Origin of the sequence: Paraburkholderia terricola (assembly GCF_003330825.1) — a bacterium.
Lineage (GTDB): Bacteria > Pseudomonadota > Gammaproteobacteria > Burkholderiales > Burkholderiaceae > Paraburkholderia > Paraburkholderia terricola.
The window spans coordinates 755,977-782,562 of record NZ_CP024942.1 but is presented as its reverse complement, the minus strand read 5'-3'; the positions used below and the strand labels follow the sequence as shown (position 1 = coordinate 782,562).

Here is a 26,586-nt window from a genome sequence, read left to right as displayed (position 1 = left end):
TGACCAAGTTGTCGCCAGAGTCCGATAACCACATTGTGAGATTTCAAGTGAGATGTGAAATGCAATCGTAATACTATCGAGTTGAATTTTAAATATCAACTGATATCCTTCCGGCCATGTACACGGCGACCAAACCCCAGCGGCTGAGCCGCGAAGAAAGTCGATTGCAGACTCGGGCAGATTTGCTTGCTGCGGCGAAGCGGCTGTTTGTCGAGAAAGGTTTCGGTGGTACGTCTCTCAGGGATATCGCGGCCGAGGCAGGTTATACGCAGGGCGCTTTCTATTCGAACTTCGCGAGCAAGGAAGATCTGTTCGTGGAACTGATGCGAGAGCGGTCGAGGACGCAAGTGAGCGACATTGGCCGAACGTTGAGCGACCCGTCTGCGTCTGCGGACGACATATTGAACGCGTTGGAGGTCTGGGCGCAGACGCTCGATGCAGAGCCCGAATGGTCTGTGTTGGGCGTTGAATTCAAGCTTCAGGGACGCCGCAACCCCGTTTTTGCAACGGCCTCACAGGCGCTGCTGGACGCTCATCGTGATGGCCTTGCCTATTGCATCGGGCAGATTTTCGCCAGGCTGGAAAAAGTGCCGCCCGAATCGCCGACCGTATTGGCGGCGGCCTTCATGGGTCTCTCACAAGGCCTCGCGCTGCAGCGGTCGATGCTGGCCGAGGCGCCCATTGGACACATGATCATGGTGTTCCTGCGCAGCCTGTTGGCCGCGGCGCCGCGGGTGCGCTGATCTGCAAGAATGACCTTCGTTAAAGCGGAAGCCGGAGTTTGTTTCCAACTTCCGCTTGATGAGTCATCACCTCACGCACCGGAACCCCGCATACACATGCTGATAATGCGGCTGAAACCAGTTGCGGAACGCCGGTCGCAACATGCACCGCGCGGTGCGCGACGACCCGCCCTTGATCACGTAGTGCTGCCCGTCGAAAAAGTTGGCCGAATAGCCGGGATAAAACGGAAACGCTTCAAACCCCGGCAGTGCGTCGAACAGCGTCGACGTCCATTCCCAGCCATTCCCGAATTGACCTTCGACACCGAACGCGCTGACGTTATCCGGATACGCGTCGACCGGCTGCGGGTCCCAACTGCGAAAATCGAAATTGCCCGACGCGGCATGCGGCGCACCCTGCGCCGCGCGTTGCCATTGCGCCTCCGTGGGCAGCGCCTTGCCGGTCCAGCGTGCGTAGGCGCTCGCTTCGGCGTGGCTCACGTAGACGGGCCAGTCGAGCGGCAGCGGCACTTCGTCGAACATCGTGCGCAGCATCCATGCGCCTTGATCTCCGTCGGGCCGCGACCAGCAGGCGGGGTGCTCGATCTGCTCGGCTTGCCTCCACGCCCAATCGTTATCCGACCACCATTTGCGCTCGCGATAGCCGCCTGCCTCGATGAACTCGCGAAACGCGCCGTTCGTCACCATGTAGCGATCGATCTCGAAGGCGGGCACGTCGACGCGCATTTCGCCGAACTCGTTGTCCCAGCCGAAGCGGCCGCCGTCGCGCGGCATGCCGAGCAGCGCGGCGCCGGCCGGCACGCCGACCATCGAAGACAATTCGCCGCCGCGTTCGCCACGTGTGCGTACCGGCTCGCGCAAGTCCGTGACCTTCTGTTCGAGCGGTAGCTGATGCAGCATGTACGCGAGCGTTTCGGCATGCATCAGCCGATGCTCGATCGCGACATTCAGCAACTGCTCCGACGCGTCGGCTTGCGTGCCGCCGCGGCCGACACGCGCCGAGTCGGTCAGCGCATCGAGCTCGCGGTCGATCTGTTCGCGCGCGCGCGAACCATATGCGCGCACCGTGTCGAGCGACGGCCAGTCGCCTGGCTGATCGGTCGGAAAACCGCCGTCGACGGGGTCGATGCCGAAAGCGAAGAGCTGATCGAGCCGCGGGTCGAACGCCGGCAGATCGCACAAACGCTGATCGAACAGATTGCGATCGAACGCTTCCAGATGGCCGATGTAAAACACGATCCGGTGGCGCTCCCGGATCGGCCGTTCGTACAGAAACTCGGGTTTGACGATGGAAAACAATGCGTCGGTGACTTGACGCGCGTCGATGAGACGCTGGACGAGCGGGTGGTGCGGGGCGGGGTCGCGATTCATTTCGCCGGGTCTCCTTGCGGGGGACGGACTAAGACTGTACCCGGTCGCAGCAGCCATGCCAAGGCGAAAGCGCGCTGAAAAAGCATGTGGACGGGGGTCCGGCGGCGCGAGCCAGTCCCCGGCTCGCGGCTCAGACCTGCCGCAATCCTTCGAGATCGACGATGCGGATGCGCTTGCCGTGCGTGTCGATCAGGCCACGCTTTTGAAATCTTGACAGGGTGCGGCTCACGGTTTCGAGCGTCATGCCGAGATAGCTGCCCATGTCCTCGCGCGTCATGCGCAAGTTGAATTCCGCCGATGAATAGCCCCGCTGCGCATTGCGCTCGGAAACGTCGAGCAGGAATGCGGCGACACGTTCGTCCGCCGACAGCGAACCGAGCACGATCATCTGCGCGGCCTCGCGCACGATCTGCTCGCCGAGCAGCTTATGCAAACGCTCCTGCATCGGGCCGCTTTCGCGGCACAACGATTTGAGCGCGTCGTACGGGACGATGCAAACGGTGCTGTCTTCGAGCGCGAGCGCGCTGCATGCATGCACGTCGTCGCTGATGCCGTCGAGACCGAGCGCCTCGCCCGCGATGCGCAGGCCGGTCACCTGATCGCGGCCGTCACGATGCGCCATGACGGTTTTCATCGAGCCGGAGCGCACGGCGTAAATGTTGTCGAAGCGGTCGCCGCTGCGATACAGCGCTTCGCCGCGCCGCACGGAGCGCGCGGCGCAGATCAGCGTTTCGAGCTTCGACAGTTCGGCGGACGACAAACCTTGGGGCATGCAGAGCTGCCGCATCGCACAGCTCGAACAGCGCGCGGCGGTGCGCGCGGTCGCCCTCGGCGGCGCGATGTGGCGGCCGCGCAGCGGCGATTGCGCGGCGGGTTCGGCACTGCCGATGGAGCGAGCAGCAACGGTGGGAGTCAGCATGTTCGGCAGCCATTGATCGGGATGACAACGGATTGTCCCACCGGCCATGCGCGCCGCTTAGCGGCAAAACGACGCGTTCGCACGGTCGGGTCGCTTGCGCGACGTCAGACTGTTTGGCGTCGCGAATTGCCGCGCGTCGTGAGAAGGCGGAGCTCGCGGCTCTAGCCGTCGACGCAGCGCCGCCGCACTCGTGATGCGCCGCGAAGCGCGTCACGACGCCGAGCCGGCTTCCTTGCTTTCCTTGGCCGCGGCGGATGGAATCAGCAGCACGGGCAAGCTCGCTTGCCGTACGCAACGCTCGGCCACGCTGCCGAGAATCAGACGCTGGAAACCGCGCCTGCCGTGCGTGCCCATCACCAGCAGATCGGCGTTGAAATCGGCGGCCGCCTTCAGCACGACCGCGGAAACGTCGTCGAGCGACGACGCTTCGGTTACCACGAGTTCGCCCTTCACGCCTTGCGCGGCCATGAACCTGGCGAACTCCGCGCCGAGTTCCTTGCCTTCGTCGATGAGACGATTGCGCAGAACCGAAGGGTCGTAGCCCGGCGCTTCGAAGTACAACGGCGTGTTCTCGACCACATACAACGGCTGCAAAACCGCACCCGAGGATTTGGCGAGCGCGAGCGCTGCTTCGAACGCACGGCGCGAGGTTTGGCTGCCATCGACCGCTACAAGGATGCGTTGGTACATATCGACTCCGTGTCAGAAGGATTCGGATTGCCACAGCCGCTTGGCGGACCGGGCGGCTTGACGGTGCATGACCGCTTCGAGTTTTAATGATCGCTGAAAAACGGCCATGCGGCAGGATGTAAATCAAACACTTGTCAAATTCGACGACACCGCCGCCTGACGCGAGAGCGCCGTGCAGCAAGCACTGGCGGCCTTCATCGCAATCCATGACGCATATCGCCGGCTAGGGTGAAACATGATTTGCCTTACAATCAAAACCTACTCAGACAAGCTGCTTCAGCCCCGCTGATGAACGAGCGCAAAACGACGGGCTTGCCCGACAAAATCTACGGCGACATCCTCAATCGCATTCTCGAAGGCGAATACAAGGAAGGCGAACGGCTGCCCACCGAGCATGCGTTGGCCGAACGCTTTGCGACTTCGCGGCCGACCGTGCGCGAAGCCCTGGCGCGCTTGCGGGCGGACGGCATCATCATGACGCGGCATGGTTCGGGCACCACGGTCGCGCGGCGGCCCGATCCGGATGTGCGCCGTTTCGCGCCGCTCGAAACGCTGTCCGACATCCGCCGCTGCTATGAGTTTCGTATCGTGACGGAAGCGGGCGCGGCGGAGCAGGCGGCGCTCAAGGCCGACGCCGACGACATCGCCGCGATCCAGCACGCGTGGGAGCAACTGGAGCGCATCATCGAAACACGGGGTATCGGCGCAAAGGACGACTTCATGTTCCACCTGGCGGTGGCGCGCGCATCGAAGAATCCGTTTTTCATCACGGTCATGTCGTTTATCGAAGAGCAAATCGTGTTCAGCATGAACCTGTCGCGCAATCTGTCGCTCGTGAAAACGGTGGAGCGCCAACGGCTCGTGCAGGCCGAGCATATGGCGGTGCTCGACGCGATTCGCCGTAAGGACGCGCCCGCGGCCGGAAGGGCGATGCGGGCGCATCTCGAGAATGCGCTGGAGCGGATGTTCGGCTCCTAGGCTGGGACGTTCGCGTGCTTCACCGCAGTGTTGCGGGCGGAGCATGGAGCGGCACTGCGTCGCCGCACCACCGGGCCGTCCAGCTCCCGGCCCGGGGCGTGCGATTTGCCCGCTTGGTTGCCACCAAGCGGGCACGACTAAGCGGGCACTACCAAGCAGCCACTAAGCCGCGGCGGCGATCGGCCCGAACAGCGCGGTACGGGTTTTCGGACTCACCGCGATGTCCAGCGCGACGGCCCGCTCCACACCGATCTGCAACGGCGCGCCGAGCCGGCTGATCTCGATGCCGGTCTTGCGCAGCAGCCGTTCGATCGGCGTCGTCGTCACCGTGACGTAGCGCGTGATGCCCATGCGGTCCGCGAACGTGACGAGCTCGTGAATCGCCTGCATGGTCACATCGGCAAAGCCGAACGACTGCTCCTCGCCGCTGGTTTCGATCGCGAAGCGGCTCAGTTCCCAGATGTGCCTGCCGACCGGCGCCTCCGCGCCGTGCAGCAATTGCGGGAACGTGTCCTTGAGCATGTTGGGGCCTTCGGTGGGCATCAGGCGCCAACAGCCGCGCACCTGCCGGTCCTCGCCTTGAATCAGCATGTAATGCGGCCCGAGTGCGTCGTAGCCGTCTATTTCCATGCCCGCGATAGTGGGGATGTCCCATCCCAGACGCCCGTGAAAAACGCGGGCTCGTAGACGGTACATTTCGTTGATATCGGCGTTGTCGAATTCCTGCCGCATTCCAATCCGGATTGCTGTTTGCATGACGTTCTCCTGAACGTGTTGGGGTACCCAATACGCAGGAAAACTTATGCATTCTGAATCTTTGCGCTACCTACCTACCTGGATAGGTGTGCATGCTTATCGGATAACGCAGAATTCGAGACAGCATCTGCACATAACCGACGGGACACGACAATGGAACTCCTCGAAAATCACTGGAAACCGCAAACCGATATTCAAACGCGCCCCGCGCAGGCTCCCTCGGCCGTGGACCGCGTTTTGATCATTGCTTACCGCAAAAAGAAAAAAGAGAGCCAGCGCCGTTTCTGGGCGCGCTTCGGCGTAACGCAGTCGCGCGGCAGCCGGTTCGAATCGGGCGCTGAGATTCCGGCGCCGGTCTCGATCCTGCTGGGTCTGTACTTCACGAAAACCGTGTCCGACGCGGATCTCGGCCGGGCCGAACGGGTGCTGTATAGCCGCGACGCGGCCGCATTGTTCAACCCGGGTCAATAAGCCCGAGCTGCGCCGCAATCACGGCCGCCGCGCGGCGCGAATTCACACCGAATTTCGTCCTGATGTTTTTCATATGGAAGTTCACCACGGCTTCCGAACAGTTCAGGATGTGGGAGATTTCCCATGTGGATTTACCGCGCGCGGTCCATTTCAGACATTCACGTTCACGCGGCGTGAGTTTGGGCAATAAGGTCTGAGTGTGGGTATTCAAATGGCGCTGGGCGGTGTCGATCACCAGGTCGCGCAATAACACCAGGTTCGGCAACGCAACGTCGATATGACGCCAGAAGGCGTCGGTCGGGTTGCTGTCGTTGACGAAGCACATCATGCCGGCTTGCTGGTTGGGTCCGTGAATCGGCAAGGTCACCCCGGCACGCAGGCCATGCCCGCGAGCTTCCTCGTACATTGACTGCTGCTCGGCGGTAGTAAAAATGTCCGGCGACCAGATCAATGGCGTGGCGCGTGTCGCGCAATGGCTGACGGTTGGGTCGATGTGAGCCAGTCCCTGATCGTCATAGGCGCGGCGCCATGCCGGCGCATAGGTGCTGCGCACGTAAGCGTCTTCCAGGCGCATGGTCGGGCGCGGCAGCATCGCGATCAAAAGCCTGTCGAAACCCCATGTTTCGGCAAGGTCGACAATCGCGCTGAACCATTCCGCTTCGTCGACGGCGTTCTGCAGCGGCGCCATCTGCTCGATAAAGTGTAACGGCAATTTTCAACTCTCTCAGGCTCGCAACGTCCCGTTGCGGTTTAATTGCGGTACGGTATTCCGTCCGGCTGTTGTGTATTCACAATCTAACACTAAAAATAACTTCGCAAAGCCGACATCTAATGTGCATAAAGGCGTTGCGAGGGGCGGCCAGGGAGCGAATGAAACGCAGCCCATGCGAAATTCCCTGAACGCCACGACGATTCCAAGCCGATAAAAGTGGTGAAACTCTTCGCGGCAACCGGTCTGTTTTTTCATCGGCCTGCATTATTAGCTAATTCAGGCTAATAACCCTCTTCATAATCGGGCGATACCTTCCCACTCGACATGTCGGATTTCGTTGCCCGTTTGCGGGGCTCCGTGTCTTTGGCCGCTCATTGTCATATAACGACGCGTTTCCGGCTTTGTCGCTGACCATTCTCAGATTCCTGCAAGTTGTTTGACAAATTTGCGGGCCCAATGCTAACTTCAATGCCCCTACCTGTTCACCGGGTTTGAGGCGCCATGAACGAATCTCCCATACTCGACAGTGAATTCGCCGCTTCGGTCATGGCCGTGCCGCCGCTGGCGCGCCGCGCCGACTACGCGCTCGATCCCGCCGCAAACCTGGCGCTGATTCGCCACATCGAAGCCGGCGGCGTGCGCACCTTGCTGTATGGCGGCAACGCGAATCTTTATCACGTCGCCGTCAGCGAATACCGCGACTTGCTCGATCTGCTCGCCGACGCCGCGAGCCCGGGCACGCGCGTGATCCCGGCAATCGGTCCCGACTACGGAAAAATGCTGGACCAGGCGCGCATCCTTGCGCAAAGCCGTTATCGGACGGCGATGGTGCTGCCGCTCGGCGGTTTCACGACCTCCGGGGGCGTCGAGGCGGGGCTGACGCGCATCGTCGACACGGCAGGCATTCCCCTCACGCTGTACATCAAGAACGAAGACTACGTCGAGGTCGACACGCTGGCGCGCATGGTCGACCGTGGCACGCTGCTGGCCGTGAAATACGCGATCGTGCGCGCCGATCCCGCGAACGATCCTTATCTGCGCCGCCTGCTGCAACAGGTGCCGGCCGCCAAAGTGGTGTCCGGCATGGGCGAGCGGCCGGCGCTCGTGCACGTGCGCGAGTTCGGTCTCGCCGCATGGACCACGGGTTCGGGATGCATCGCGCCGCGCATGGTCATGGCGTTGCTGCACGCCGTCAAGTCCGGCGATCGGGACACGGCGCAGCGTCTCCACGATGCCTTCCTGCCGCTCGAAACCTTGCGCGACGATATCTCGCTGATCCGCGTGCTGCACGACGCGGTCACGTTCTCGAAGATCGCCGACATGGGGCCGATTTTGCCGCTGCTCAGTTCGACGCCGCCCGAACATCATGCGAAGATCGAGCACGCCGCGCGGGAACTGCTTGCGTTGGAACGGCGGTTCGCACAAGCCGATGCATAACGGCGCCTCGCCACGCCCGCCCATGCCTACCACACCATCAACCCGAAACGAGAAAGCACCAGCATGACCGACAACAGCCGACGCTATCCCGATCCCTCCGTCCGCGTGCTCGATCCGCGCTTCAAGTCGCTGATCCTTGCCTCCGCTTCCGTCGAGTGTCTGTATCAAGGCACGCGCTGGTCCGAGGGGCCGGTCTGGTTCGGCGACGGCCGCTATCTGCTGTGGAGCGACATTCCGAACGACCGCATCCTGCGCTGGGACGAACCCAGCGGCACGGTCACGACCTATCGCCAGTCGTCGAACAATGCGAACGGCCATACGCGCGATCGCCAGGGCCGACTCGTCAGTTGCGAGCATCTGACGCGCCGCGTCACGCGCACCGAATACGACGGCTCGATCACCGTGCTCGCCGACCGTTATCGCGGCAAGCGCTTCAATTCGCCGAACGACGTCATCGTGAAGTCGGACGGCTCGATCTGGTTCACCGATCCGACCTTCGGCATCGACAGCTTTTACGAGGGCGAGCGGCAGGACTCGGAACTGCCGGCATGCGTGTATCGCATCGACGGCCAATCCGGCGAAGTCAGCGTGGTCGCCGACGGCGTGCTCGGACCCAACGGCCTCGCGTTTTCGCCGGACGAGTCCGTGCTGTACGTCGTCGAGTCGCGCGGCGAGCCGCGCAAGATCCGCGCGTTCGACGTCGACGGCAACGGCCTGGCGCTGTCGAACAATCGCGTGCTGATCGACGCCGGCCCCGGCACGCCCGACGGCTTTCGCGTCGACGTGCACGGCAATCTGTGGTGCGGCTGGGGCATGGGCACCGACGAACTCGACGGCGTGCGCGTTTTCACGCCGCAAGGCGAGCCCATCGGCCACATTGCGTTGCCGGAACGCTGCGCGAATGTGTGCTTCGGCGGCCGCCATCGCAACCGGCTCTTCATGGCGGCAAGCCACGGGCTCTATTCGCTCTACGTCAACACGCAGGGCGTGCAAGGCGGCTGAGTTCGGCGCGCGTCCGCGCGCATCGGCGCGCATCGACGACTTGCCTGACAAGTGCTCGTCAACGCCGGCCGCGGGCTTCGGGTTTGCCCTCGGATGACGCGCGCAAACCATTGAGCTAAAAGGATTCCAGCCAAAATCCCGCGATTTCGTGAGCAAATCGCCGCCGTGAGTATTTGCTTGACATCGGCAGTCCCGCTTCGCTATGTTCCTCTGGTAGATCACCGCCCGCAGCGCATCTGACCGGCGGACTTCCATACCAAGAAGCGAGGAGACGCAATGACTGTTTCACGCAGGTTGTCGCTCAAGCTGGTGTCCGTATGTCTCGCGGCGAGCGCCGCTTTCGCCTCCGCCGCGCACGCGGCCGATCCGGTCACGCTCAATATCGTCGACGTGGCGGGCGATCTTCAACTCACGCAAAAGGGTTTCGAGGCCTTCAAGGCGAAGTACCCGAACCTCGTCGCCAACATCACGTTCACGAACGCGCCCGCGCCGCAGTTGCCCGGCAAGATCAAGGCGATGCAGGCCGCGGGCCGCTCCGATATCGATCTCGTGCTCACCGGCACCGACGCGCTGGCGGCCGGCATCGAACAGGGTCTCTGGACGAAACTGCTGCCGGACAATGCGGCGGCTTTCCCCGGCGTGCTCGACAAATACGCGCCCGGTCCGCGCAAGATGCAGGATCTCGCGCAAGGCTACGGGCTCGAGGTCGCGTACATGCCGGCCGGTCCGCTGCTCGAATACAACCCCGCGAAAGTCAGCGATCCACCGAAAACGCCCGAGCAACTGCTGCAATGGTGCAAGGCGCATCCCGACAAGCTCATCTATGCGCGGCCGGCCAACTCCGGGCCCGGCCGCACGTTTTTGATGGGGCTGCCCTACGTGCTCGGCGACAAGGATCCGCAAGACCCGATTCACGGCTGGGACAAGACGTGGGCGTTCCTCAAGCAACTGAACGAATGCATTCCCTACTATCCGGGCGGCACCTCGGCGGTCATGAAGGAACTCGGCGAGGGCACGCGCGACATGACCGTCACGGTAACCGGCTGGGACATCAATCCTCGCGCGCTCGGCATCGTGCCGGCTGAATTCAGGGTGCAGGCGTTCGACAACATGACGTGGGTGAACGACGCGCACTTCATGGTGATTCCGAAGGGCGTGCCGAAGGAAAAGATCGAGGTGCTCTACAAGCTGATGAACTTCATGCTCGAACCCGCGCAGCAGGCCATGACCTATGACGATGGTTACTTCTATCCGGGCCCGGCGATCAAGGGCGTGACGGTCGAACAGGCGCCCGCGCGCAGCCAGGACGTGCTGAAGAAGTACGGCCGGCCGGAGTACGCGAAGCTGCTGGCGGAACGCCCGCACGTGTTGCCGCTGAATGCGAGCGCGATGGTCGCGGCATTCAGGAAGTGGGACACCGAAGTCGGCGCGCAGAAGACCAAGTAGTTCGCGCCGGGAGTCAGCGCTTCTATGTGTTTGCGCCGATGCGATCCGCGCAGCGCGCGCGTATCGCGCGTCTGACGCGCATCACGACATCGCCAGGGAACCGCCAGGAAATTCGCCATGAAGCATCACTTTGAGCAGTTGCGGCTCGACGCCGTGAGCCGCAGTTTCACGAACGCGGAAGGCCAGGCCGTCGCGGCGCTGCAAGGGCTCGACCTCGACATCCGGCGTGGCGAATTCATCGCGTTGCTGGGGCCCTCCGGTTGCGGCAAGTCGACGGCGCTCAACTGCATCGCCGGCTTGCAGCCCTTGAGCGGCGGCGGCATCTGGCTCGACGACAAACGCATCGACGTCTTGCCGCCGGAAAAGCGCGGCTTCGGCATGGTGTTTCAGAACTACGCGTTGTTTCCGCATATGAGCGTGCTCGATAACGTCGGCTTCGGTTTGAAAATGCGCGGCGTCGGCAGGAGCGAAACCATGCGCCGCGCGCGCGAAGCGTTGCAACTCGTGCAACTGGTCGGGCATGAACGCAAGCTGCCCGGTCAATTGTCCGGCGGCCAGCAGCAGCGCGTGGCGATTGCGCGCGCGATCGTGATCGAGCCGCCGCTCATTCTGATGGACGAACCGCTGTCGAATCTCGACACCAAACTGCGCATCGAAATGCGCGCCGAGATTCGCCGCATCCACAGTCAGCTCGAACGCGCGACGCTCTACGTGACGCACGATCAGGACGAAGCGCTTTCCATGGCCGATCGCATCGTCGTGATGAAAGAGGGCGTGGTGCAGCAGATCGCCACGCCGAAAGAGGTCTATACGCGCCCGCAGAATCTGCATGTCGCGCGTTTCATGGGCTATCGCAACGTGGCGGACTTCATGCTCGAAGGCACGCAAGGCGAAGGCATCGCGGTGAGCGCGAACGGTGTGCGTCTGATCGGTACGCCGATGGCCGGCTTCGACAGCAAGCGCGTGAGCGTCGCGCTGCGTCCCGAGGATATGGAGCGCGCGGCGCCCGGCGCGGAAAACGCTTTCGATGCGCTCGTGACCACCGTCGAATACGGCGGCCGCGATTCGCTGCTGCGCGTGAAAACCGCGTTCGGCGATTTGTGGGCGCGCGTTGGCGGTGAATTCCAGGAGGGCGAGCGAATCAGCCTGCGCGTGCCGCCGTCGCGCACGCTCGTCTACGAAGGAGAGGCTGCATGAACACGCCCACGCTGTCGCCGCCGCTCGCGCCGCGCGACGCCAAGGCGTGGCTCGTCGCGCCGGCGCTGATCTTCATCGTCGCATTGTTCATTTACCCGTTCGCATATGGGCTGATCCTGTCGTTCCAGCCGATGAACGGCAGCGGACCGTGGGCCAACTATCTGACGTTCTTTACCGACACGTCGATGTGGCCGACGATCATCGTCACGCTCAAGCTCGCCGTGCCCGCCACGCTCATCAACGTCGGCGTGTCGGTTCCCGTCGCGTTCGCGCTGCGCCGCCACTCCCGTTATCAGAAGTTCATCACCACCTTGCTGGTGATTCCGGTGACGCTCGGCACCGTGCTGATCGCCGACGGCATGCTCACGTACTTCGGTCCGAACGGCTGGTTTCCGCAGGCGTTGCAGGGCCTGCATCTCTATACGAGCGAAGTGCGGCTCACGCATAACTTCTGGGGCGTGCTGATCTCGCTGATCGTGTCGGGGTTCCCATTCGCGTTTCTGCTGACGCTGTCTTACGTGACCGGCATCGACCCCACGCTCGCGAGCGCGGCGGCGACGCTCGGCGCAAGTCCGTGGCAGCAGTTTCGCCGCATCTATTTGCCGCTGCTCGTGCCGGGCTTGACGATGGCCGCGTGCCTGTCGTTCGTGCAGGCGTTCTCGGTGTTTCCGTCGGCGGTGCTGCTCGGCGCGCCCGCCGGCCCGACGCGCGTGATGTCGATCGCCGCGGCCGAAGCCGCATTCGAAAGCTACGACTATTCGCTCGCCTCCGCGATCGCGATGGTGATGGGCTTCGTGCAATTGCTGGTGGTGGTCGCGATGCTCGGCGCGCGCCGCTTCTTCTACAGCGGTCCGGTAACGGGAGGCAAGGGCTGATGACGACCGATCGCCAAGCGGCGCACCCTTCCTGGTCCACGTCCGCATCGAAGGAACACGACGACGGCGCCCGCCAGCCCGGCAAACGCGCGAAGCAGCGCGCCAGCGTGCCGGGGCGTGTGTGGCGCGTGCTGGTGTGGGGCGCGATGCTGTTCTTCCTCGTCAACGTGGTGTTGCTGATCGCAACCGTCGCGGTGAACTCGGTGGCGACGCGCTGGTTCGGCACCCTGTTGCCGCAAGGCTTCACCTTGCATTGGTATGCGCAGGCGTGGAGCGATTTTCAGTTGGCGAGCGTGTTGTGGGTCACGGTCGAAGTGGTCGGCGCGGTGGTGCTGCTCTCGGTGCTGCTCGGCGTGCCCGCGGCCTACGCGCTGGCTCGCGTGCAATTTCCGGGCAAGCGCACGGCGATGCTGATCTTCCTGCTGCCGTTGATGGTGCCGCCCGTCACCTACGGCATTCCGATGGCGACGGTGATGTACAAGATCGGCCTGGCCGGCACGCTCTCCGGTGTGATTCTTGCGAACCTCGTGCCGGCGCTGCCGTTCGTGATTCTGGTGATGACGCCGTTCATCGAACAGATCGATCCCAATCTCGAAGCGGCGGCGCGTATTTTCGGGGCCAACACGTTCCGCTATTTCCGCTACGTGCTGCTGCCGCTGCTGGTGCCCGGCATGCTCGCGGCGGCGCTGCTGGTATTGGTGCGCACCATCGGCATGTTCGAACTGACGTTCTTCACGGCGGGTCCGGCGACGCAAACACTCGTGGTCGCGTTGTACTACGCGGTGTTTTCAACCGGGGTGCGAGCGCCGCAATCGATCGACGCGATGGCGATGATCTACATGGCGATCACGTTGATCTGGGTGCTGATCGCCCTGCAATTCGTGAGCCCGACGCAAATCGTCTCGCGCGTGAAGGAGCAGAAGCACTGAAACGCTCAACGCTTCACGCGGCACGCACTCGCATTCAATAGCCCACGCGATACACCCGGCCCGTCTGCGCGCCTTCCACGCTGCGCAGATAGGCCAGCGCCGCGCGTTGCGCCGTCACCGGTTCGAAGCCGCGAAAGTAGGGCGCGTAAGCGTTGAGCGATTCGGTCAGCACGGTCGGGCTGACCACGTTGATGCGAATGCCGCGCGGCAGTTCGATCGCCGCGCCGCGCACGAAGCCTTCGAGCGCCAGGTTGACGGTGGTGGCGTTCGCACCCAGGCGAATTGGCTCGTCGCCGACAATGCCGCTCGTCAGCGTGAACGAGCCGCCGTCGTTCACGTATTGCTGGGCGGCCAGCACCACGTTGATCTGGCCCATCAGCTTGTCGCGCAGGCCGATCCAGAACTGTTCGATGCTCATTTCCGGTAAGGGACCGAAATGCAGCTTGCCGGTGGTGGTGACCACGCCGTCCACCTTGCCGATCTCGCGAAAGAGCCGCTCGATGCTCGCCGGATCGGTGCTGTCCACGCGGTGCGTGCCGCGCGTCGCGCCCGCTTCGATGACTTCGTGGCGCGCCTTGAGTTCCGCGCTCACTGCCTGGCCAAGCGTGCCGGTGGCGCCGATCACGACGATCTTTTTCATTGACTGCTCCGCTGAGGGTTAACGTGGGGTCGATTGTGCGGGCAGCCGCTCGCAAGAAAAAGCCGCGTGCATGCGCAGGTCTTGCAACCCCCGGTTTCTAATCGGGCCAGGCGCGCGCCATGATTCAAACGATGCGCGCCAACGATGCGCGCTGACGATTCGCTGATTAACGGGCGCGTGCGCCGGAATTCAAACGCGCCGTTGAAACGCGAACACTCATTTCACCCGGTGTAACTCGATCACTCGCGTGGGGCGCAGATGATTAAGAGCGTAATGAATGCGGCCGCGTTCGTCGCGGCTGCCGGCCTCGCGCGGCTCGTCGAACCGGGGATCGGCCGAATGGGGACCCTGCGGCTCGACCATGCCTTTGTCGATGACCGTATAGCCCGGTTCGAGCGCGAGCAGCAGATGATTGCCGCCGACGCGGCTGTCGAAGCCGGCCATGCCGTCGTGCGCCTCGGGCACGCTGTTGGTGAGCGTCGCGTTGCTCATGGTGATTTCATCGGCCGCGATCGGGCCATAGCCCGCGAGGCGGGCGGCTTCGTAGTTCTTGCCGTCGGTGTCCACCGTGCTGTCGTGCGTGCGGTCGTTGTGCAGTTCCGCCGTGCGCGGACCGACGTGCGGTTGCCTGGTCGTCTCCGCTGGTTTGTCGATATCGCTGTTCATCATGCATTCTCCTTGAAGAGGACATGGTCGAAGCACAGCAAAACCCATTCCGGTTGGCGCAATGCTTTAACGCTGAAGTCGCATCGCGGCGTTCGTCGCGACTCCATGTGATGGGCATTTCACATGGCGATTGCGTCCGGGATTCTTTTCGTTTTTTTTAATGGACGCGTATTTTCTACAGAGTATGATCTTACTCCGACGAGCGAAGCGCGGTCGCATTGGCTATATTTTTTCCGGTACGTTCCACATCATCGGCACGGATGTGCATGAACGGAACAAGCGGCAAACACCGGCGAAAGCGCAGCGCTACTCAAACATTTACGGGGCCGTCAGGGCGGGTGACACATGCACTTCGATGCTGCATTCACACATCGCGGCTATTTGCTGAATTGCGCGCCGGCGCGCGCGGTCGATGGCACGTGGCAACCGTATGTGGTCATCTCCCGGTCGAGCGACGGCGAACTGGTCGCCAACCGTTTCTTTCCTCAAGACTTGCGTTTTCCTGACGAAGCCGCCGCCATCGCCCACGCTCGCGATTGGGCCGTGCGCTGGATCGACGCGAGCAGCGTGACGATCTGAGCGCCTCCGGCAGGCGAACACTCGCAAGGCGGGTGGCAGTGCGCATGCGGGGCCGCGCGAGCCGCCCTAAAACGCGGTAATCTCTCGGGACAATCACTCCGAACCGTGCCTTCGCACGGCGCTGTCCTTCTATGCCTAACGTGCCTTCCCATGACTGGGGTCTCGAACAGATCGTCGCCGACCTGCGCGCGTCGCGTGAGGAATTGCATCGCACGCGGCATCCGCTCGGCATTCGCGAACTGCCGTCGCGCGAAGCGGTGGTCAGCATCGTCACCGGCCTGCGCGCGGCGCTGTTCCCCACGCACTACGGCGCCCCCGATCTGACTGACGAAACCGTCGACTACTACGTCGGCCACACGCTCGAGAGCACCTTGCGCCTGCTCGCCGAGCAGATCCGGCGCGCCCTGCGATTCCTGCCGGAGTTCGCCGGAACGCCCGACGCCGAACTGAAGGAGCGCGCATTCAACGTCGCGCGTGAATTCGCCACGCAGTTGCCGGGCATCCGCGCGCTGCTGGTCAGCGACATTCAGGCGGCCTTCACCGGCGACCCGGCCGCGCAGCACATCACCGAAATTCTGCTGTGCTACCCCGGCGTGTGGGCGATGACGCACCACCGCCTCGCGCACGCGCTGCATCGCCTCGGCGTGCCCTTGCTGGCGCGTTTCATCAACGAGATCGCGCATTCGGCAACCGGCATCGACATTCACCCCGGCGCAACCATCGGGCCGAGCTTTTTCATCGACCACGGCACGGGCGTGGTGATCGGCGAAACGGCGATCATCGGCGAGCGCGTGCGGGTGTACCAGGCGGTGACGCTCGGCGCGAAGAGCTTCGCCGCGGATCTCGACGGCGCGCTGATCAAGGGCAACGCGCGTCATCCGATCGTCGAGGACGACGTGGTGATTTATGCAGGCGCCACGATACTTGGCCGCGTGACGATCGGGCGCGGCTCGGTGATCGGCGGCAACGTGTGGCTCACGCACAGCGTGCCGCCGGGCAGCAGCGTGTCGCAAGGCAAGGTCCGCGAAGGCGAGCGGACCGACGAGGGGCGTCAGTGATGCAGGGCCCGGCGCGCGGCCGCGTTCACATGCCTCGCTGCGCGATTAGCGGCGTCGAGGCGACCGTGGCGCAAACGGCGCACGCGTTTCCGCGCCATTCGCACGACCGTTTCGGCGTGGGCGTGATCGTCAGCGGCGGGCATCGGTCGGCGAGCGGGCGCGGCATGGTGGAAGCGCGCGCGAACGACGCGATCATGGTCAACCCCGGCGAGGTGCACGACGGCAGTCCGCTCGACGAGCGTGGCCGCGCATGGCGCATGTTGTACTTCGAGCCGTCGCTGCTGGCCGGCGTCGCTCGTGAGCTGACCGGCGCGGCGGCGCGCGAGATCGAACTCACGCAGCCGGTGGCGCATGATCCGTTGCTGAAACGTCTGTTCGAGCGGCTGTTCGCCGTTGCCGTGGAAGCGCCGCAAGTGCCCGACGATCTGGTGCGCGAGGAAGCGTTGCTCGGACTGCTCGGGCATCTGGTGCGAGCGCATGCGACGCATCCGGCAGGTTCGGTGTCGACCTGTTCGCTCGGGCCGGTCGCGCGAGCAAAAGCGCGCATCGACGACGACCCGTCGTCACCGCTCACGCTTGCCGATCTCGCGGCCGATACCGGCATGAGCCGCTTTCAGTTGCTGCGAGCCTTCGCGCATGAGATGGGATTGCCGCCGCACACGTACCGGATGCAGCGGCGAGTGGTGCTGGCGAGGCAGTTGATCGCGCGCGGCGCGACCCTTGCCGACGCGGCGGCTTCGGCGGGTTTCGCCGATCAGAGTCACATGACGAGGGCGTTCGTGAGGCTGTTGGGCGTGACGCCCGCCAACTATGCGGCCGCCATGCGGTAACGCCTAGCCGATTCTCAGATGCCGCAGCAAGGCCGCCGCCTGTGCGCCAGGCAACCAGGCGTGCGCGCCGACAAACCATGCCGCGACCCACGAAGCGCCCACCACGATCAAATCGCAGCGACCGCTATTCCACAGATTGAGCGAATGCCGCCCGGCAATCCACGGCACGCCGAGGGGATTCGGCCAATCCGCGAGCAAATGCATCAACCCGCCGCAAGCGAAGCCGAACGCCGGCGCGGCATAGAGCGAATGCCCGAGCCAGTGATAAGAAACCGCGAGCAGCGCGAGCCATCCGAGGCCCCAATGCGTCAACGTGCGATGCGTGATCCACAGCCGCCGCGCCCGCGACCACCACGCCACTTCCAGCCAATCCGGCGCCGTGCTTCCCGCCATCCCGGCGATAAAGCTCAGCAACACGCCGATATGAAACGAACCGCCGCCGCCGATGCGCGTGACAATGGCCGCCGCGATGACGCCGGCTGCAAAACCGGTTGCATGATGTGCTTTGCTGGATGCCATCGAACTCGCGGCACGGCGCCGCCGCATAAAAGACAAGGGGCGGCTATGTTCGCAGATGAGCGGATAAAAAAATAGCCGACACGCCAGATATAAATTGGCGTATCGGCGTGGCCTTCAAAACATCGCGCTGTGGTGCAAACGTCAGGTGGCGCAGCGCGCGATGCTGAAGCGCATTTCCGGTTCCGGCGGATCATCCGGCGCATTCGCGGGATGCGTCACCTTGACGACCGAACCGGCGTTCAACGGCGTCAACGTGACGAAGTACGAGTTGTTCGAATCGGAGCCGACCGCGATCTCGGTTGCTCCGCCTACGCGCGACATACGCACACGCGACAAACGGCTTTCAAGGCAATTGGCGATATAGGCCGGGGCGCGCGGCGAGGATACGTAGATCATCGGTTGCGACGCATCGTGAGCGGTGGGGCCGCTGGAAGAACCGCAGGCAGCGAGCGAAGCGATCACGGCGGCAGCGGCAACAGGCAGAAGAAGTCTTTTCATGGTTCGGTCGTCGGCGTCCCCGGTGGTGCGTGGGAACCTGGTGCGCGGGCGAAGCGCGACGCGATTTGAAACAACGCCATGCTTCGCGACGAAGCCGCCGTTCCGCCGCAACGAACTCGCGGCAAGGAAGGCAGCCGGACCCAGTATACCGATCGCACGCTTGCGGCGTCACCCTTGCCGCGTCGAAACGCGGTCCCATGAAAAAAACCCGCGCGCGATTATGTCGCGCGCGGGTTTTTGATTGCCAAGCGGATGGATATCCGCCTCGCACTTGCCAAACGAAAAGACCTTAGAAGCGGTGACGCAGGCCCACAGCCGCGGCAACCTGATTGCCGGTCGAGGAGGGCGCCAGCGTATTGATTGCCGCCACGTTCGAACCGAAGTTGCCGAGTTCGCCGGATGCATGCTGATACACGCCTTCCACATACACGTCGGTACGCTTGCTCAGCGAGTAGTCGCCTTGCAGCGACACCGTGTGCCACTTCGGATCGCCCGAGCCGTTCGAACCGGACAGCTTGCCGTCGGTGAACGTGTAAGCAGCAGCGAGGCTCAATGCCGGCGTCAGCGCATAACGGCCGTTCACTTCGTAGTTGTCCAGGTGCAGGTTCGTGCCCGCGATGCCAGGCAGCGTCGTGCCGCCGACGTTCACGCCGCTGATGCCGTCGAGTTGCGTATGCGTGTACACGAAACCTGCCGTTGCCGGGCCGTACGTGTAGTTGATGCCCGCGCCGTACGTGCGTTGCAGATCCGCTGCGATCGCCGCGGTGCCGTCGCCTTGCGAGACGGCGCCGCTCAGGTTCGAACTGCCGGACTTGTTCAGTTGCAGGTAAGCCGCGGCGAAGCTCAACGGGCCGTTATCGTACGAGGCGCCGGCGCTCCACGCGCGGTTATTGGAGAACTGGCCGGCCGAATTGCTGAAGCCGTACAGGCCACCGAACTTGAGGCCCGCGTAGTTCGCGCTCGTGTACTTCACGGCGTTCTTGATCGAGAACGAGTTGTCCAGATTGTCGTTGTCGAACGGATGAGCGGCCAGGTTGTTGCCGTAGCCCGCGCCCGCTTCCGACAACGGCGCGAGGTAATCGACCACCGAATCGTATTGACGGCCGAGCGTCAACGCGCCGTACTGATCGCTCTTCAGGCCGACGTAAGCCTGGCGATTGAACATCGTGCTGTTTTCCGAAAACTGGCCGTTGTTCAGGTTGAAGCCGCTTTCCAACGTGAAGATCGCGTGCAGACCGCCGCCGAGATCTTCGCTGCCGCGCAGGCCGAAGTAGGTGTTCGACACCGAACCGCTACCTTGTTGCCAATTGCTGTGGCCGCCCTGGTTGTTCGAGTACACGAGACCGGCGTCCAACGTGCCGTACAGCGTGACGCTGCTTTGTGCATGAGCGGTGATGGCAAACGCGCCCATGAGGCTTGCTGCGATGAGGGTTTTTTTCATGTTGAGATAACTCCGGGACAGTGCATAGAGAATCGCATTCCAGTGCTTATCGCCGACTTCGTCGGGTGCCTGACGATCCGCTGCGAAGTGTATGCCTGCTATTCCGATGTTTAATCGCATATGACGCAACAATGAATTCTCGAATCGGTAATGGCGAATTTGAATTGTGTAAGTGCGAGTAAATAAAGAACAATCCGATCATGTGTGGATTCGAGGCTGAGTTTGTCAATGCATGCGGTGTTGCTGACTCGCGACGCCGCACGTGGCGTGCTTATGCGGCAGGTTGTCGCGCATGTCGCCGCGGCGTGGGTCATTCACTGTGTTTCGCGCAATGCAGTGTTCCCATTCGCATGGTCTATTGCGGCTAATTGCAGTTCTACAATGGCTTGCCCTCTAACCAAGGGTTGCCTTTTTCATTTTTACGCGCGGCTTTCGGGCCGCGTTTTTTTGCGTCTTTTTTATAACCGGTTTATAAGTTCCCGCGCATAGCGAAATGGAATATGTCGATGGGCGAAATGCCCGTCCTGGCTTGTCCGTTCGTCAGGGGAGCGCGTCGGGCGCTTGCGGCACGGGTAGAATCGCAGGTTCGAAATATGTCTCCGCCCCGCGAACGTGAGTGAACCTGCAATGACCGATACCCCCCTTCCATCGTCCGACGCCGCTGATATCACGGAAGGCGCGCCCGCGATGGACGAACCGCTGCATGAAGCGCGTCTGTGGCGCGACGACGGCTGGACCGCGCGCGTCATCAAGAACGAAGACGACGAAGGCTGGGCCGTCGAGATGATCAAGGACGGCGAGGCCGAACCGGCGCTCGTCGGGCCGTGGACGATGGGCCGCAACAAGAAGGACCCGAAGCCGCTCGACACGTCGGCGTTCAACACGCTGGTGAAGACCGCCTCCGAAGTGCTGCGCCGCCATGAGCAGCAACTGCGCGCGCAACTGCATAAGGAAGTGCGGGTGGCGACCGCCGACGGCAACGACGAACTCGACGTCACGCTCGACATCGTGCCGGATGAAGACGAGCCGTATGCGCTGCTGACCGCGCTCGACACGTTCGGCGAGCAACTCGCGCAAGTGCAGGTCGCGCCCAACTTCAAGCTCAGCAAGGCGAGCGCGGCGGCTTGGGTCGAAAACGGATTTCGCCGTCCGGGTTGAGTCCGGGTTAAGTCCTGGTTAAAGGCGACGTGGTCCGGTTCAGCCAACCGATCGCCGACGAAAGGCGAATCAAGGTATTACCGCAAGCTGTCAATATACTTTCACATTCGCTTCATAGAATCCTCGCGTCATAGCGGCGCGAGCGTGAACCATGCGGTTTTGAGTGCGTGCCGACTGTGCATTTCCCCACGCTACCGAAACCCTGGATCACGACAACATGGCAGAGCCGCTCGATCTTTCCCGCCGTAAAGCCCTGAAACTACTTGCCGGTGTACCGATGCTGCCGTTGGGCGGTCTCGCCACGGCGTCGATGCTCACCGCGTGCGGCGGCAGCGACGACCTGGCGACGCCGGTCAAACCCGTGGCCAACTTCGTCTCGGCCGCCTTCAACAGCATGGCCGCGCCCACGCTGGCCGACCCCGCCGCAATGGCGAAAACCACGGTCGGCTCGACTCTCACCGTGCAACTGAGCGACGGCAGCAGCCGCACCTTCAAGCTCGCCTATCAGCCGTTCTTCATCACCGGCGACAGCGTGCCGAACATCAAGGGCGGCACGATCCTGGCGGGCGGCTATTTCGACATCAACAATCAGCCGATCATCGACACCTCGGTCGCGGGTAAGGAGCGCCAGTTCTATTCGGACTGCCCGGACGGCAGTTCGCTGATTCGACTCGACAATCCGACGGTGAAGGGCCTCAAGGGCAACGCGGTGTTCGCCGTGGTGCAGTTCGAATACGCGACGCGCGATCAAAGCCTCAAGTCGATGTACGGCCAACTGCCGTCGCCGATCGCGGTGCTGACGCTCGATCAGGACCCGGCTACCGGCAAGCTCACGCTGGTGGGCTATCACAACGTCGATACGTCGCCGGCGCACGGCTTGTGGATCACCTGCGGCGCGAGCCTGTCGCCGTGGAACACGCATCTGTCGAGCGAAGAGTACGAACCCGACGCGACGACGATCGCGGCCAATAGCCAGTTCAAGGGCTTCAGCCGCAGCCTCTTCGGCAACGAAACGACCGCGAATCCGTACCACTACGGGCATTTGCCGGAAGTGACCGTGAATCCCGACGGCACCGGCACGATCAGGAAGCACTATTGCCTCGGCCGCATCTCGCACGAACTGATTCAGGTGATGCCGGACAAGCGCACCGTACTGATGGGCGACGACGCGACCAACGGCGGTCTGTTCATGTTCATCGCGGATCGCGAAGCCGATTTGTCCGCGGGCACGCTGTATGTCGCGAAGTGGACGCAGGTGTCCTCGAGCGGCGCGGGCGCGGCAACGCTTTCGTGGATCAACCTGGGCCACGCGACCAGCGCCGAGATCGAAACGCTCGCCAATCAGCTCACCGCGGCCGACATTCTGGACGTCGCGACCAAGGACCCGCTCGATACGAGCTACACGAAGATCAACTACAACGGCACCTTCAACTGGGTGCGCATCAAGCCGGGCATGACCAAGGCGGCGACCTTCCTCGAGACGCACCGCTACGCGGCGCTCGCCGGCGGCAGCATGGGTTTCACGAAACTCGAGGGCACGACGGTCGACATCAAGGACAAGGTGCTGTATTCGGCGATGTCGCGCGTCGAGAAATCGATGGTGCGCGGCAACGTCGCGTCGACCGATGTCGCCGTCGACAAGGCGATCAGCGCGGGCGCGGTGTACGCGCTGAACATGAAGGGCGGCCAGCTCGATCGCAGCGGCGGCGCGATCAATAGCGAGTGGGTGCCGGTGGACATGGCGCCGCCCGCGGCGCTGGTGGGCCAGGATCTCGCCGCCGCCGACGCGCTCGGCAACACCGCGAACCCGGACCGCATTGCGAACCCGGACAACCTCAAGTTCTCGGAAAAACTGCGCACGCTGTTCATCGGCGAGGACAGCGGCATGCACGTGAACAACTTCCTGTGGGCGTACAACGTCGACACGAAGACGCTCTCGCGCGTGCTGTCGTGTCCGGCGGGCGCGGAATCGACGGGCTTGCACGCGGTCGACGAAATCAACGGCTGGACCTACGTGATGAGCAACTTCCAGCACGTCGGCGACTGGGAAAGTCCGCTGCACGACAAGGTCCAGGCGACGCTCGATCCGCTGGTGCGGGCGAACTACAAGGACCGCTTCGGCGCGACCGTGGGATATCTGACGGCGGATCCGACGGGGATCAAGTTGTAAGGGCGAATGGCGCGAAACCCGCGCTGGCAGAGACGAAAGAGGTGAGGCCCCGCGTCGGGGCCTCATAACTTCGCGGTTGCGCCTGGTCGGTGTGAACCGACTCGACTTCAACCAGCACGGCTGGATCCTGCTGACCATGAGGTAAATGCACGAGGCAGATGGACGCCCTTGCAGGCCGCGAAAAATCCATCCGCCGCGACCATGCCTTCCCGGCAGATCGCGGCAACACTAGCCAACCGGCCATTCGTGCCACGCCGCGACCACCGCTCCCCTCAACTCCGCTTGCAAAAAATCGCCGTCACGAGCGGCGCGACACGATGCACGATCGCCGTGCTGCCGGTGCCGGCCACGGCGTTGCGCACCTTGGATTCGCTGCCGAACACCACGACGCCGTAGGCCGAACTGGCGACCGGTTCGCCATCGCCGACCCGGAACATCGGGTCGTCTTTTTCGTAGCCGACCACCGCGAACACATGAAAACCGAACGCGCTCAGATCGGCGCCCGACGCCGGCGTAAATGCGTTGATCGAATTGCTTTCCACGCGCCACGGCTTGGGATCGATGGCACGTTGCTCGGCAAGATCCGCGATGAACTGATGGCCGCTCTCATTGCAGGCGAGCGGCGCATCGAGGACGGTGGCATAAGCGATGAGCGGCAGCGCGGCGGCGAGTGCGAGAAGCACGGAAAAAAAACGTTTCATGAGCGTGAACGGCGACCCCTATTCGATGTAGTGTATTCACAACGGGTAGCGCATGGATGCCTGGACCCGCAGGAGCGTTGCGCATCTAGGCGATCAGCGTGGCGGGCGCAACTCGACCCGCACTTTATCCCGGTTCGGCAAATCCTGCTTCACGACGGACATGAAGCGGTAATGAACGCACCTCAAAGAAACCTACGGGAAGAAAGCAATATTTCACGATCCCGTATATATTTCCGGGTTATGAATTCGAGCCCCCTGCCTCCCACGAACGTTCCGCCGCCCAGAACATGGGACGCGCGGCTTGCCCGCCGGCTCGTCACGCCGCTCGTCAACACGCGCATCACGCCCAATCATCTGACCACGCTGCGTTTGATGATCGGTGTGGCTGGCGCGCTCTGTCTTGCGCGTGGCGGATTCGAATGGGCCAATGCGGGCGCGTTGCTGATCGTACTGTCCAATTTCGTCGACCATACCGACGGCGAACTCGCGCGCATCGGCGGCAAGTCGAGCCGTATCGGTCATTTTTACGACCTTGCCAGCGATGCGATCGTCACCATCCTGTTGTTTGTCGGCATGGGTATCGGTGTAGGCGCCACGCGGATCGGCGGCTTGCCGGTATCGTCGGGCTGGCTCGGCGCCGTGGCCGGTATTGCCGTCGCGGTGATTTTCTTCCTGCGCATGCGTATCGAGGAAATGGCCGGCAAGGCGGGCACGAAGCAGGCATCGGTCGGCGGCTTCGAAACCGAAGACGTGCTGTATCTGCTGCCCCTCGTCACGCTGACGAGCGTGGTGATGCCCTTCGTCGTGGCCGCGTCGATCGGCGCGCCGCTGTTCGCAATCTGGGTGGTGGTCGACTACTGGCGCGTGACGCGCCGCGCCGCGCGCCCGGCCGAGGCCGCCAGCGGCTTTCCAAAACAGTCAAATGTGGGCTAAGTGAATGAGTACGCACGCCGAAGACGACGTGATCGCGCCAATTTCAGTTGAAGATTCCCCGGCCTCGTCGCCGGTTGCGCCGGCGCCCAATGCCGACCGCGCGGTCGCAAGCCGCACGCGCGCGTTCGATACGCCGCGCCTCGCAAGGCAGTTCGCCGATCAGGGCGCCTTCCTCTATCTGGAAGACTTCCTCGCGCCCGAGGTCACCGCCCAGTTGATTCAAAGCGCGCACGGCCTGCTCGACGAGGTGAACCGCAACTATCTGCCGGGGCACAAGCAGGGCGGCAGCGTGAGCCGCCATACGATCGACCGCCTCGCGCCGTTCATCGCGGAGCTGTATCGCTCGAAGGAGCTGATCGGCTGGCTGGAGCAACTAAGCGGCGACAAGCTGCAACTCTCGCCCGCCGACGACCCGCACGCATATGCGCTCTACTACTACACGCGGGCAGGCGATCACATCGGCTGGCACTACGATACTTCGTACTATGACGGCCGCCGCTATACGCTGCTGCTCGGCGTGATCGACGAATCGTCGTGCCGCCTCGACTACGAACTGCACACGCGCAATCCTGACGTGCCGGACCAACCGGGCTCGGTGCAAATCCCGCCGGGCGGCCTCGTGTTTTTCGACGGCGACAAGCTGCGCCATCGCATCACGCCGGCCGGCGCGAATGAAATGCGCGTGTCGCTCACTTTCGAATACGTCACCGACGCGAACATGCGCCCGTGGCGCCGCTTGATCTCGAACATGAAGGACGCGATCGCGTACTTCGGTTTTCGCCAGGTTTTCCGTCAAATGACTCACCGCCGCAAGGACCGCGCATGACTCGCGCGGCTCTGATTCTGTTGTCGATCGGGACGGCGCTGTTCGTCGGGCTGCTCGCGTGGCAGGGTTTCGGTTCGGTCGCCTCGACGCTGCTCGCGGCGGGCTGGGGGCTCGCGCTCGTCGCGGCGTTCCATCTCGTGCCGCTCGCGCTCGACGCTGGCGCGATCTCAGTGCTGCTGCATCGGCATCCCGAGCGCGCGCATCATCATTTGTCGCTGCGCGACGCGTTGTTCGCGCGCTGGGTCGGCGAATCGGTGAACAGTCTGTTGCCGGCCGGCCAGATCGGCGGGCCCGTGGTGATGGTGCGGCAACTCTCGCAGCGCGGCATGCCCATGCGCGACGCGGCCGCCGCGATCACCGTCAGCACGACCGCGCAAGCGCTCGCGCAAATCATCTTCGCGTTGCTCGGCTTGCTGCTGTTCGGCGCCTACACGGCGCACGGCGCGCTGCACGACCTGCAAACCGCGACGCTGATCGCCACCGGCGTGCTGGGCGCGATGATCGTCGGCTTCTACTTCGCGCAGCGGCGCGGCATGTTCGGCCGGCTGCTCGGCGTGGTCTCCAAGCTGTTCGGCAAGCGCGACTGGTCCGCGCTGATGACGCGCGCCGAAGCCGTCGACGCCGCCGTGCAGGCCATGTACCGCGAGCGCGGCCGCGTGGCGGTCAGCTTCGCGTTGAGTCTCGCGGGCTGGATCGTCGGCACGGTGGAGGTGTGGCTCGCGCTGCGCCTGCTCGGCCATCCGGTCGACTGGGTCGACGCGCTGCTGCTCGAAAGTCTCGGGCAAGCGATTCGCGGCGCGGCGTTCATGATTCCGGGCTCGCTCGGCGTCCAGGAGGGCGGCTATCTGCTGCTCGCGCCGCTGGTCGGCTTGCCGTCGGACGCGGCGCTGGCCTTGTCGCTCAGCAAGCGCGCGCGTGAAATCCTGCTAGGCTTGCCGGGTCTGCTGGTCTTGCACTTCAGCGAACGAAGCTGGCAACGGCGGCGCGCCATGCGGCGCGTGCCCGTTGCCGATTAATCCGTTTCTTTTCAAAGGACCGCGC

Annotated in this window: 29 protein-coding genes; 17 read left to right on the top strand and 12 right to left on the bottom strand. The window is 63.3% G+C overall.

Annotation, left to right across the window (positions count from 1 at the left end):
- The first annotated feature begins 116 nt into the window (after positions 1 to 116).
- A complete protein-coding gene (locus tag CUJ90_RS22030) occupies positions 117 to 743 on the top strand; it encodes a TetR/AcrR family transcriptional regulator (RefSeq protein WP_073431536.1) in 627 nt (208 codons plus the stop codon).
- A 66-nt stretch (positions 744 to 809) separates the two neighbouring features.
- Here the strand turns inward: CUJ90_RS22030 and CUJ90_RS22025 are convergent, their stop codons facing one another.
- The 3 genes from CUJ90_RS22025 to CUJ90_RS22015 all read right to left on the bottom strand — a co-directional run bounded on the left by CUJ90_RS22025 (position 810) and on the right by CUJ90_RS22015 (position 3,723).
- Positions 810 to 2,114: an SUMF1/EgtB/PvdO family nonheme iron enzyme gene (locus tag CUJ90_RS22025; RefSeq protein WP_073431535.1), complete on the bottom strand. Its 1,305-nt coding sequence runs from the start codon at positions 2,112 to 2,114 to the stop codon at positions 810 to 812.
- 130 nt (positions 2,115 to 2,244) lie between these two features.
- The gene (locus tag CUJ90_RS22020; protein WP_422879721.1) at positions 2,245 to 3,033 is read right to left on the bottom strand and encodes a helix-turn-helix domain-containing protein; all 789 of its coding nucleotides are present in this window, start codon (positions 3,031 to 3,033) and stop codon (positions 2,245 to 2,247) included.
- Positions 3,034 to 3,243: 210 nt separating this feature from the next.
- Positions 3,244 to 3,723, bottom strand: coding sequence for a universal stress protein (locus CUJ90_RS22015; protein WP_073431534.1), 480 nt, complete (start codon positions 3,721 to 3,723; stop codon positions 3,244 to 3,246).
- A gap of 288 nt (positions 3,724 to 4,011) precedes the next feature.
- On the opposite strand from CUJ90_RS22015, the gene CUJ90_RS22010 reads away from it, so the two are divergent.
- Positions 4,012 to 4,701, top strand: coding sequence for a FadR/GntR family transcriptional regulator (locus CUJ90_RS22010; RefSeq protein WP_073431533.1), 690 nt, complete (start codon positions 4,012 to 4,014; stop codon positions 4,699 to 4,701).
- A gap of 162 nt (positions 4,702 to 4,863) precedes the next feature.
- Here the strand turns inward: CUJ90_RS22010 and CUJ90_RS22005 are convergent, their stop codons facing one another.
- Positions 4,864 to 5,457: an acyl-homoserine-lactone synthase gene (locus CUJ90_RS22005; protein ID WP_073431532.1), complete on the bottom strand. Its 594-nt coding sequence runs from the start codon at positions 5,455 to 5,457 to the stop codon at positions 4,864 to 4,866.
- A 153-nt stretch (positions 5,458 to 5,610) separates the two neighbouring features.
- On the opposite strand from CUJ90_RS22005, the gene CUJ90_RS22000 reads away from it, so the two are divergent.
- The gene (locus CUJ90_RS22000; protein ID WP_083082817.1) at positions 5,611 to 5,928 is read left to right on the top strand and encodes a helix-turn-helix domain-containing protein; all 318 of its coding nucleotides are present in this window, start codon (positions 5,611 to 5,613) and stop codon (positions 5,926 to 5,928) included.
- Here the strand turns inward: CUJ90_RS22000 and CUJ90_RS21995 are convergent.
- Both CUJ90_RS21995 and CUJ90_RS33045 read right to left on the bottom strand, forming a co-directional pair.
- The gene (locus CUJ90_RS21995) at positions 5,912 to 6,616 is read right to left on the bottom strand and encodes a helix-turn-helix transcriptional regulator (RefSeq protein WP_114163937.1); all 705 of its coding nucleotides are present in this window, start codon (positions 6,614 to 6,616) and stop codon (positions 5,912 to 5,914) included. The two genes, CUJ90_RS22000 and CUJ90_RS21995, sit on opposite strands and share 17 nt — an antisense overlap.
- Positions 6,617 to 6,652: 36 nt before the next feature.
- On the bottom strand, positions 6,653 to 6,895 hold the full coding sequence (locus CUJ90_RS33045) for a hypothetical protein (protein WP_152035375.1): 243 nt from the start codon (positions 6,893 to 6,895) through the stop codon (positions 6,653 to 6,655).
- A 246-nt stretch (positions 6,896 to 7,141) separates the two neighbouring features.
- Between CUJ90_RS33045 and CUJ90_RS21990 the strand changes: the two genes are divergently transcribed.
- The 6 genes from CUJ90_RS21990 to CUJ90_RS21965 all read left to right on the top strand — a co-directional run bounded on the left by CUJ90_RS21990 (position 7,142) and on the right by CUJ90_RS21965 (position 13,526).
- Positions 7,142 to 8,077, top strand: coding sequence for a dihydrodipicolinate synthase family protein (locus CUJ90_RS21990; protein WP_114163936.1), 936 nt, complete (start codon positions 7,142 to 7,144; stop codon positions 8,075 to 8,077).
- Between the two features lie 63 nt (positions 8,078 to 8,140).
- Positions 8,141 to 9,079, top strand: a complete 939-nt coding sequence (locus CUJ90_RS21985; protein ID WP_114163935.1) for an SMP-30/gluconolactonase/LRE family protein — start codon at positions 8,141 to 8,143, stop codon at positions 9,077 to 9,079.
- Between the two features lie 276 nt (positions 9,080 to 9,355).
- Positions 9,356 to 10,525, top strand: coding sequence for an ABC transporter substrate-binding protein (locus CUJ90_RS21980; RefSeq protein ID WP_073432133.1), 1,170 nt, complete (start codon positions 9,356 to 9,358; stop codon positions 10,523 to 10,525).
- Positions 10,526 to 10,642: 117 nt separating this feature from the next.
- Positions 10,643 to 11,722: an ABC transporter ATP-binding protein gene (locus CUJ90_RS21975; RefSeq protein WP_114163934.1), complete on the top strand. Its 1,080-nt coding sequence runs from the start codon at positions 10,643 to 10,645 to the stop codon at positions 11,720 to 11,722.
- The gene (locus CUJ90_RS21970) at positions 11,719 to 12,597 is read left to right on the top strand and encodes an ABC transporter permease (RefSeq protein WP_073432135.1); all 879 of its coding nucleotides are present in this window, start codon (positions 11,719 to 11,721) and stop codon (positions 12,595 to 12,597) included. Before CUJ90_RS21975 ends, CUJ90_RS21970 begins: the two co-directional genes overlap by 4 nt.
- Complete coding sequence (locus CUJ90_RS21965; RefSeq protein WP_073432136.1) at positions 12,597 to 13,526, top strand: ABC transporter permease; 930 nt, start codon at positions 12,597 to 12,599, stop codon at positions 13,524 to 13,526. The genes CUJ90_RS21970 and CUJ90_RS21965 overlap by 1 nt, the downstream gene beginning before the upstream one ends.
- Positions 13,527 to 13,560: 34 nt before the next feature.
- Here the strand turns inward: CUJ90_RS21965 and CUJ90_RS21960 are convergent, their stop codons facing one another.
- Together CUJ90_RS21960 and CUJ90_RS21955 are read right to left on the bottom strand one after the other, a co-directional pair.
- Entirely contained in the window at positions 13,561 to 14,166 is a 606-nt protein-coding gene (locus CUJ90_RS21960; RefSeq protein ID WP_073432137.1) for a short chain dehydrogenase, read from the bottom strand.
- A 216-nt stretch (positions 14,167 to 14,382) separates the two neighbouring features.
- A complete protein-coding gene (locus CUJ90_RS21955; RefSeq protein ID WP_073432165.1) occupies positions 14,383 to 14,832 on the bottom strand; it encodes a DUF3005 domain-containing protein in 450 nt (149 codons plus the stop codon).
- A gap of 345 nt (positions 14,833 to 15,177) precedes the next feature.
- On the opposite strand from CUJ90_RS21955, the gene CUJ90_RS21950 reads away from it, so the two are divergent.
- From CUJ90_RS21950 to CUJ90_RS21940, 3 genes are all read left to right on the top strand, one after another.
- Positions 15,178 to 15,411, top strand: a complete 234-nt coding sequence (locus tag CUJ90_RS21950; RefSeq protein ID WP_073432138.1) for a hypothetical protein — start codon at positions 15,178 to 15,180, stop codon at positions 15,409 to 15,411.
- Between the two features lie 131 nt (positions 15,412 to 15,542).
- Entirely contained in the window at positions 15,543 to 16,469 is a 927-nt protein-coding gene (gene epsC / locus CUJ90_RS21945; RefSeq protein ID WP_073432139.1) for a serine O-acetyltransferase EpsC, read from the top strand.
- 29 nt (positions 16,470 to 16,498) lie between these two features.
- Entirely contained in the window at positions 16,499 to 17,299 is an 801-nt protein-coding gene (locus CUJ90_RS21940) for an AraC family transcriptional regulator (RefSeq protein WP_235004993.1), read from the top strand.
- Between the two features lie 3 nt (positions 17,300 to 17,302).
- Here the strand turns inward: CUJ90_RS21940 and CUJ90_RS21935 are convergent, their stop codons facing one another.
- The 3 genes from CUJ90_RS21935 to CUJ90_RS21925 all read right to left on the bottom strand — a co-directional run bounded on the left by CUJ90_RS21935 (position 17,303) and on the right by CUJ90_RS21925 (position 19,757).
- Complete coding sequence (locus CUJ90_RS21935; protein ID WP_073432141.1) at positions 17,303 to 17,818, bottom strand: metal-dependent hydrolase; 516 nt, start codon at positions 17,816 to 17,818, stop codon at positions 17,303 to 17,305.
- A 141-nt stretch (positions 17,819 to 17,959) separates the two neighbouring features.
- Positions 17,960 to 18,316: a sugar ABC transporter ATPase gene (locus tag CUJ90_RS21930; protein WP_084561516.1), complete on the bottom strand. Its 357-nt coding sequence runs from the start codon at positions 18,314 to 18,316 to the stop codon at positions 17,960 to 17,962.
- A gap of 289 nt (positions 18,317 to 18,605) precedes the next feature.
- Positions 18,606 to 19,757, bottom strand: coding sequence for a porin (locus CUJ90_RS21925; protein ID WP_073432143.1), 1,152 nt, complete (start codon positions 19,755 to 19,757; stop codon positions 18,606 to 18,608).
- 627 nt (positions 19,758 to 20,384) lie between these two features.
- Here CUJ90_RS21925 and CUJ90_RS21920 point away from each other — a divergent pair.
- Complete coding sequence (locus tag CUJ90_RS21920; protein ID WP_073432144.1) at positions 20,385 to 20,915, top strand: hypothetical protein; 531 nt, start codon at positions 20,385 to 20,387, stop codon at positions 20,913 to 20,915.
- A gap of 217 nt (positions 20,916 to 21,132) precedes the next feature.
- Positions 21,133 to 23,085 (top strand): PhoX family protein, encoded by a 1,953-nt coding sequence (locus tag CUJ90_RS21915; protein WP_073432145.1) that lies wholly within the window; start codon positions 21,133 to 21,135, stop codon positions 23,083 to 23,085.
- Positions 23,086 to 23,357: 272 nt separating this feature from the next.
- On the opposite strand, the gene CUJ90_RS21910 is transcribed toward CUJ90_RS21915, so the two are convergent.
- Complete coding sequence (locus CUJ90_RS21910; RefSeq protein ID WP_073432146.1) at positions 23,358 to 23,786, bottom strand: hypothetical protein; 429 nt, start codon at positions 23,784 to 23,786, stop codon at positions 23,358 to 23,360.
- A gap of 240 nt (positions 23,787 to 24,026) precedes the next feature.
- Here CUJ90_RS21910 and CUJ90_RS21905 point away from each other — a divergent pair, with 240 nt between their 5' ends.
- From CUJ90_RS21905 to CUJ90_RS21895, 3 genes are read left to right on the top strand one after another with little or no spacing between them, the layout of a single operon-like run.
- Entirely contained in the window at positions 24,027 to 24,719 is a 693-nt protein-coding gene (locus CUJ90_RS21905; protein ID WP_083082798.1) for a CDP-alcohol phosphatidyltransferase family protein, read from the top strand.
- A gap of 4 nt (positions 24,720 to 24,723) precedes the next feature.
- Positions 24,724 to 25,545 (top strand): HalD/BesD family halogenase, encoded by an 822-nt coding sequence (locus tag CUJ90_RS21900; RefSeq protein WP_073432148.1) that lies wholly within the window; start codon positions 24,724 to 24,726, stop codon positions 25,543 to 25,545.
- Positions 25,542 to 26,561, top strand: a complete 1,020-nt coding sequence (locus tag CUJ90_RS21895; protein ID WP_073432149.1) for a flippase-like domain-containing protein — start codon at positions 25,542 to 25,544, stop codon at positions 26,559 to 26,561. The genes CUJ90_RS21900 and CUJ90_RS21895 overlap by 4 nt, the downstream gene beginning before the upstream one ends.
- Positions 26,562 to 26,586 lie beyond the last annotated feature (25 nt).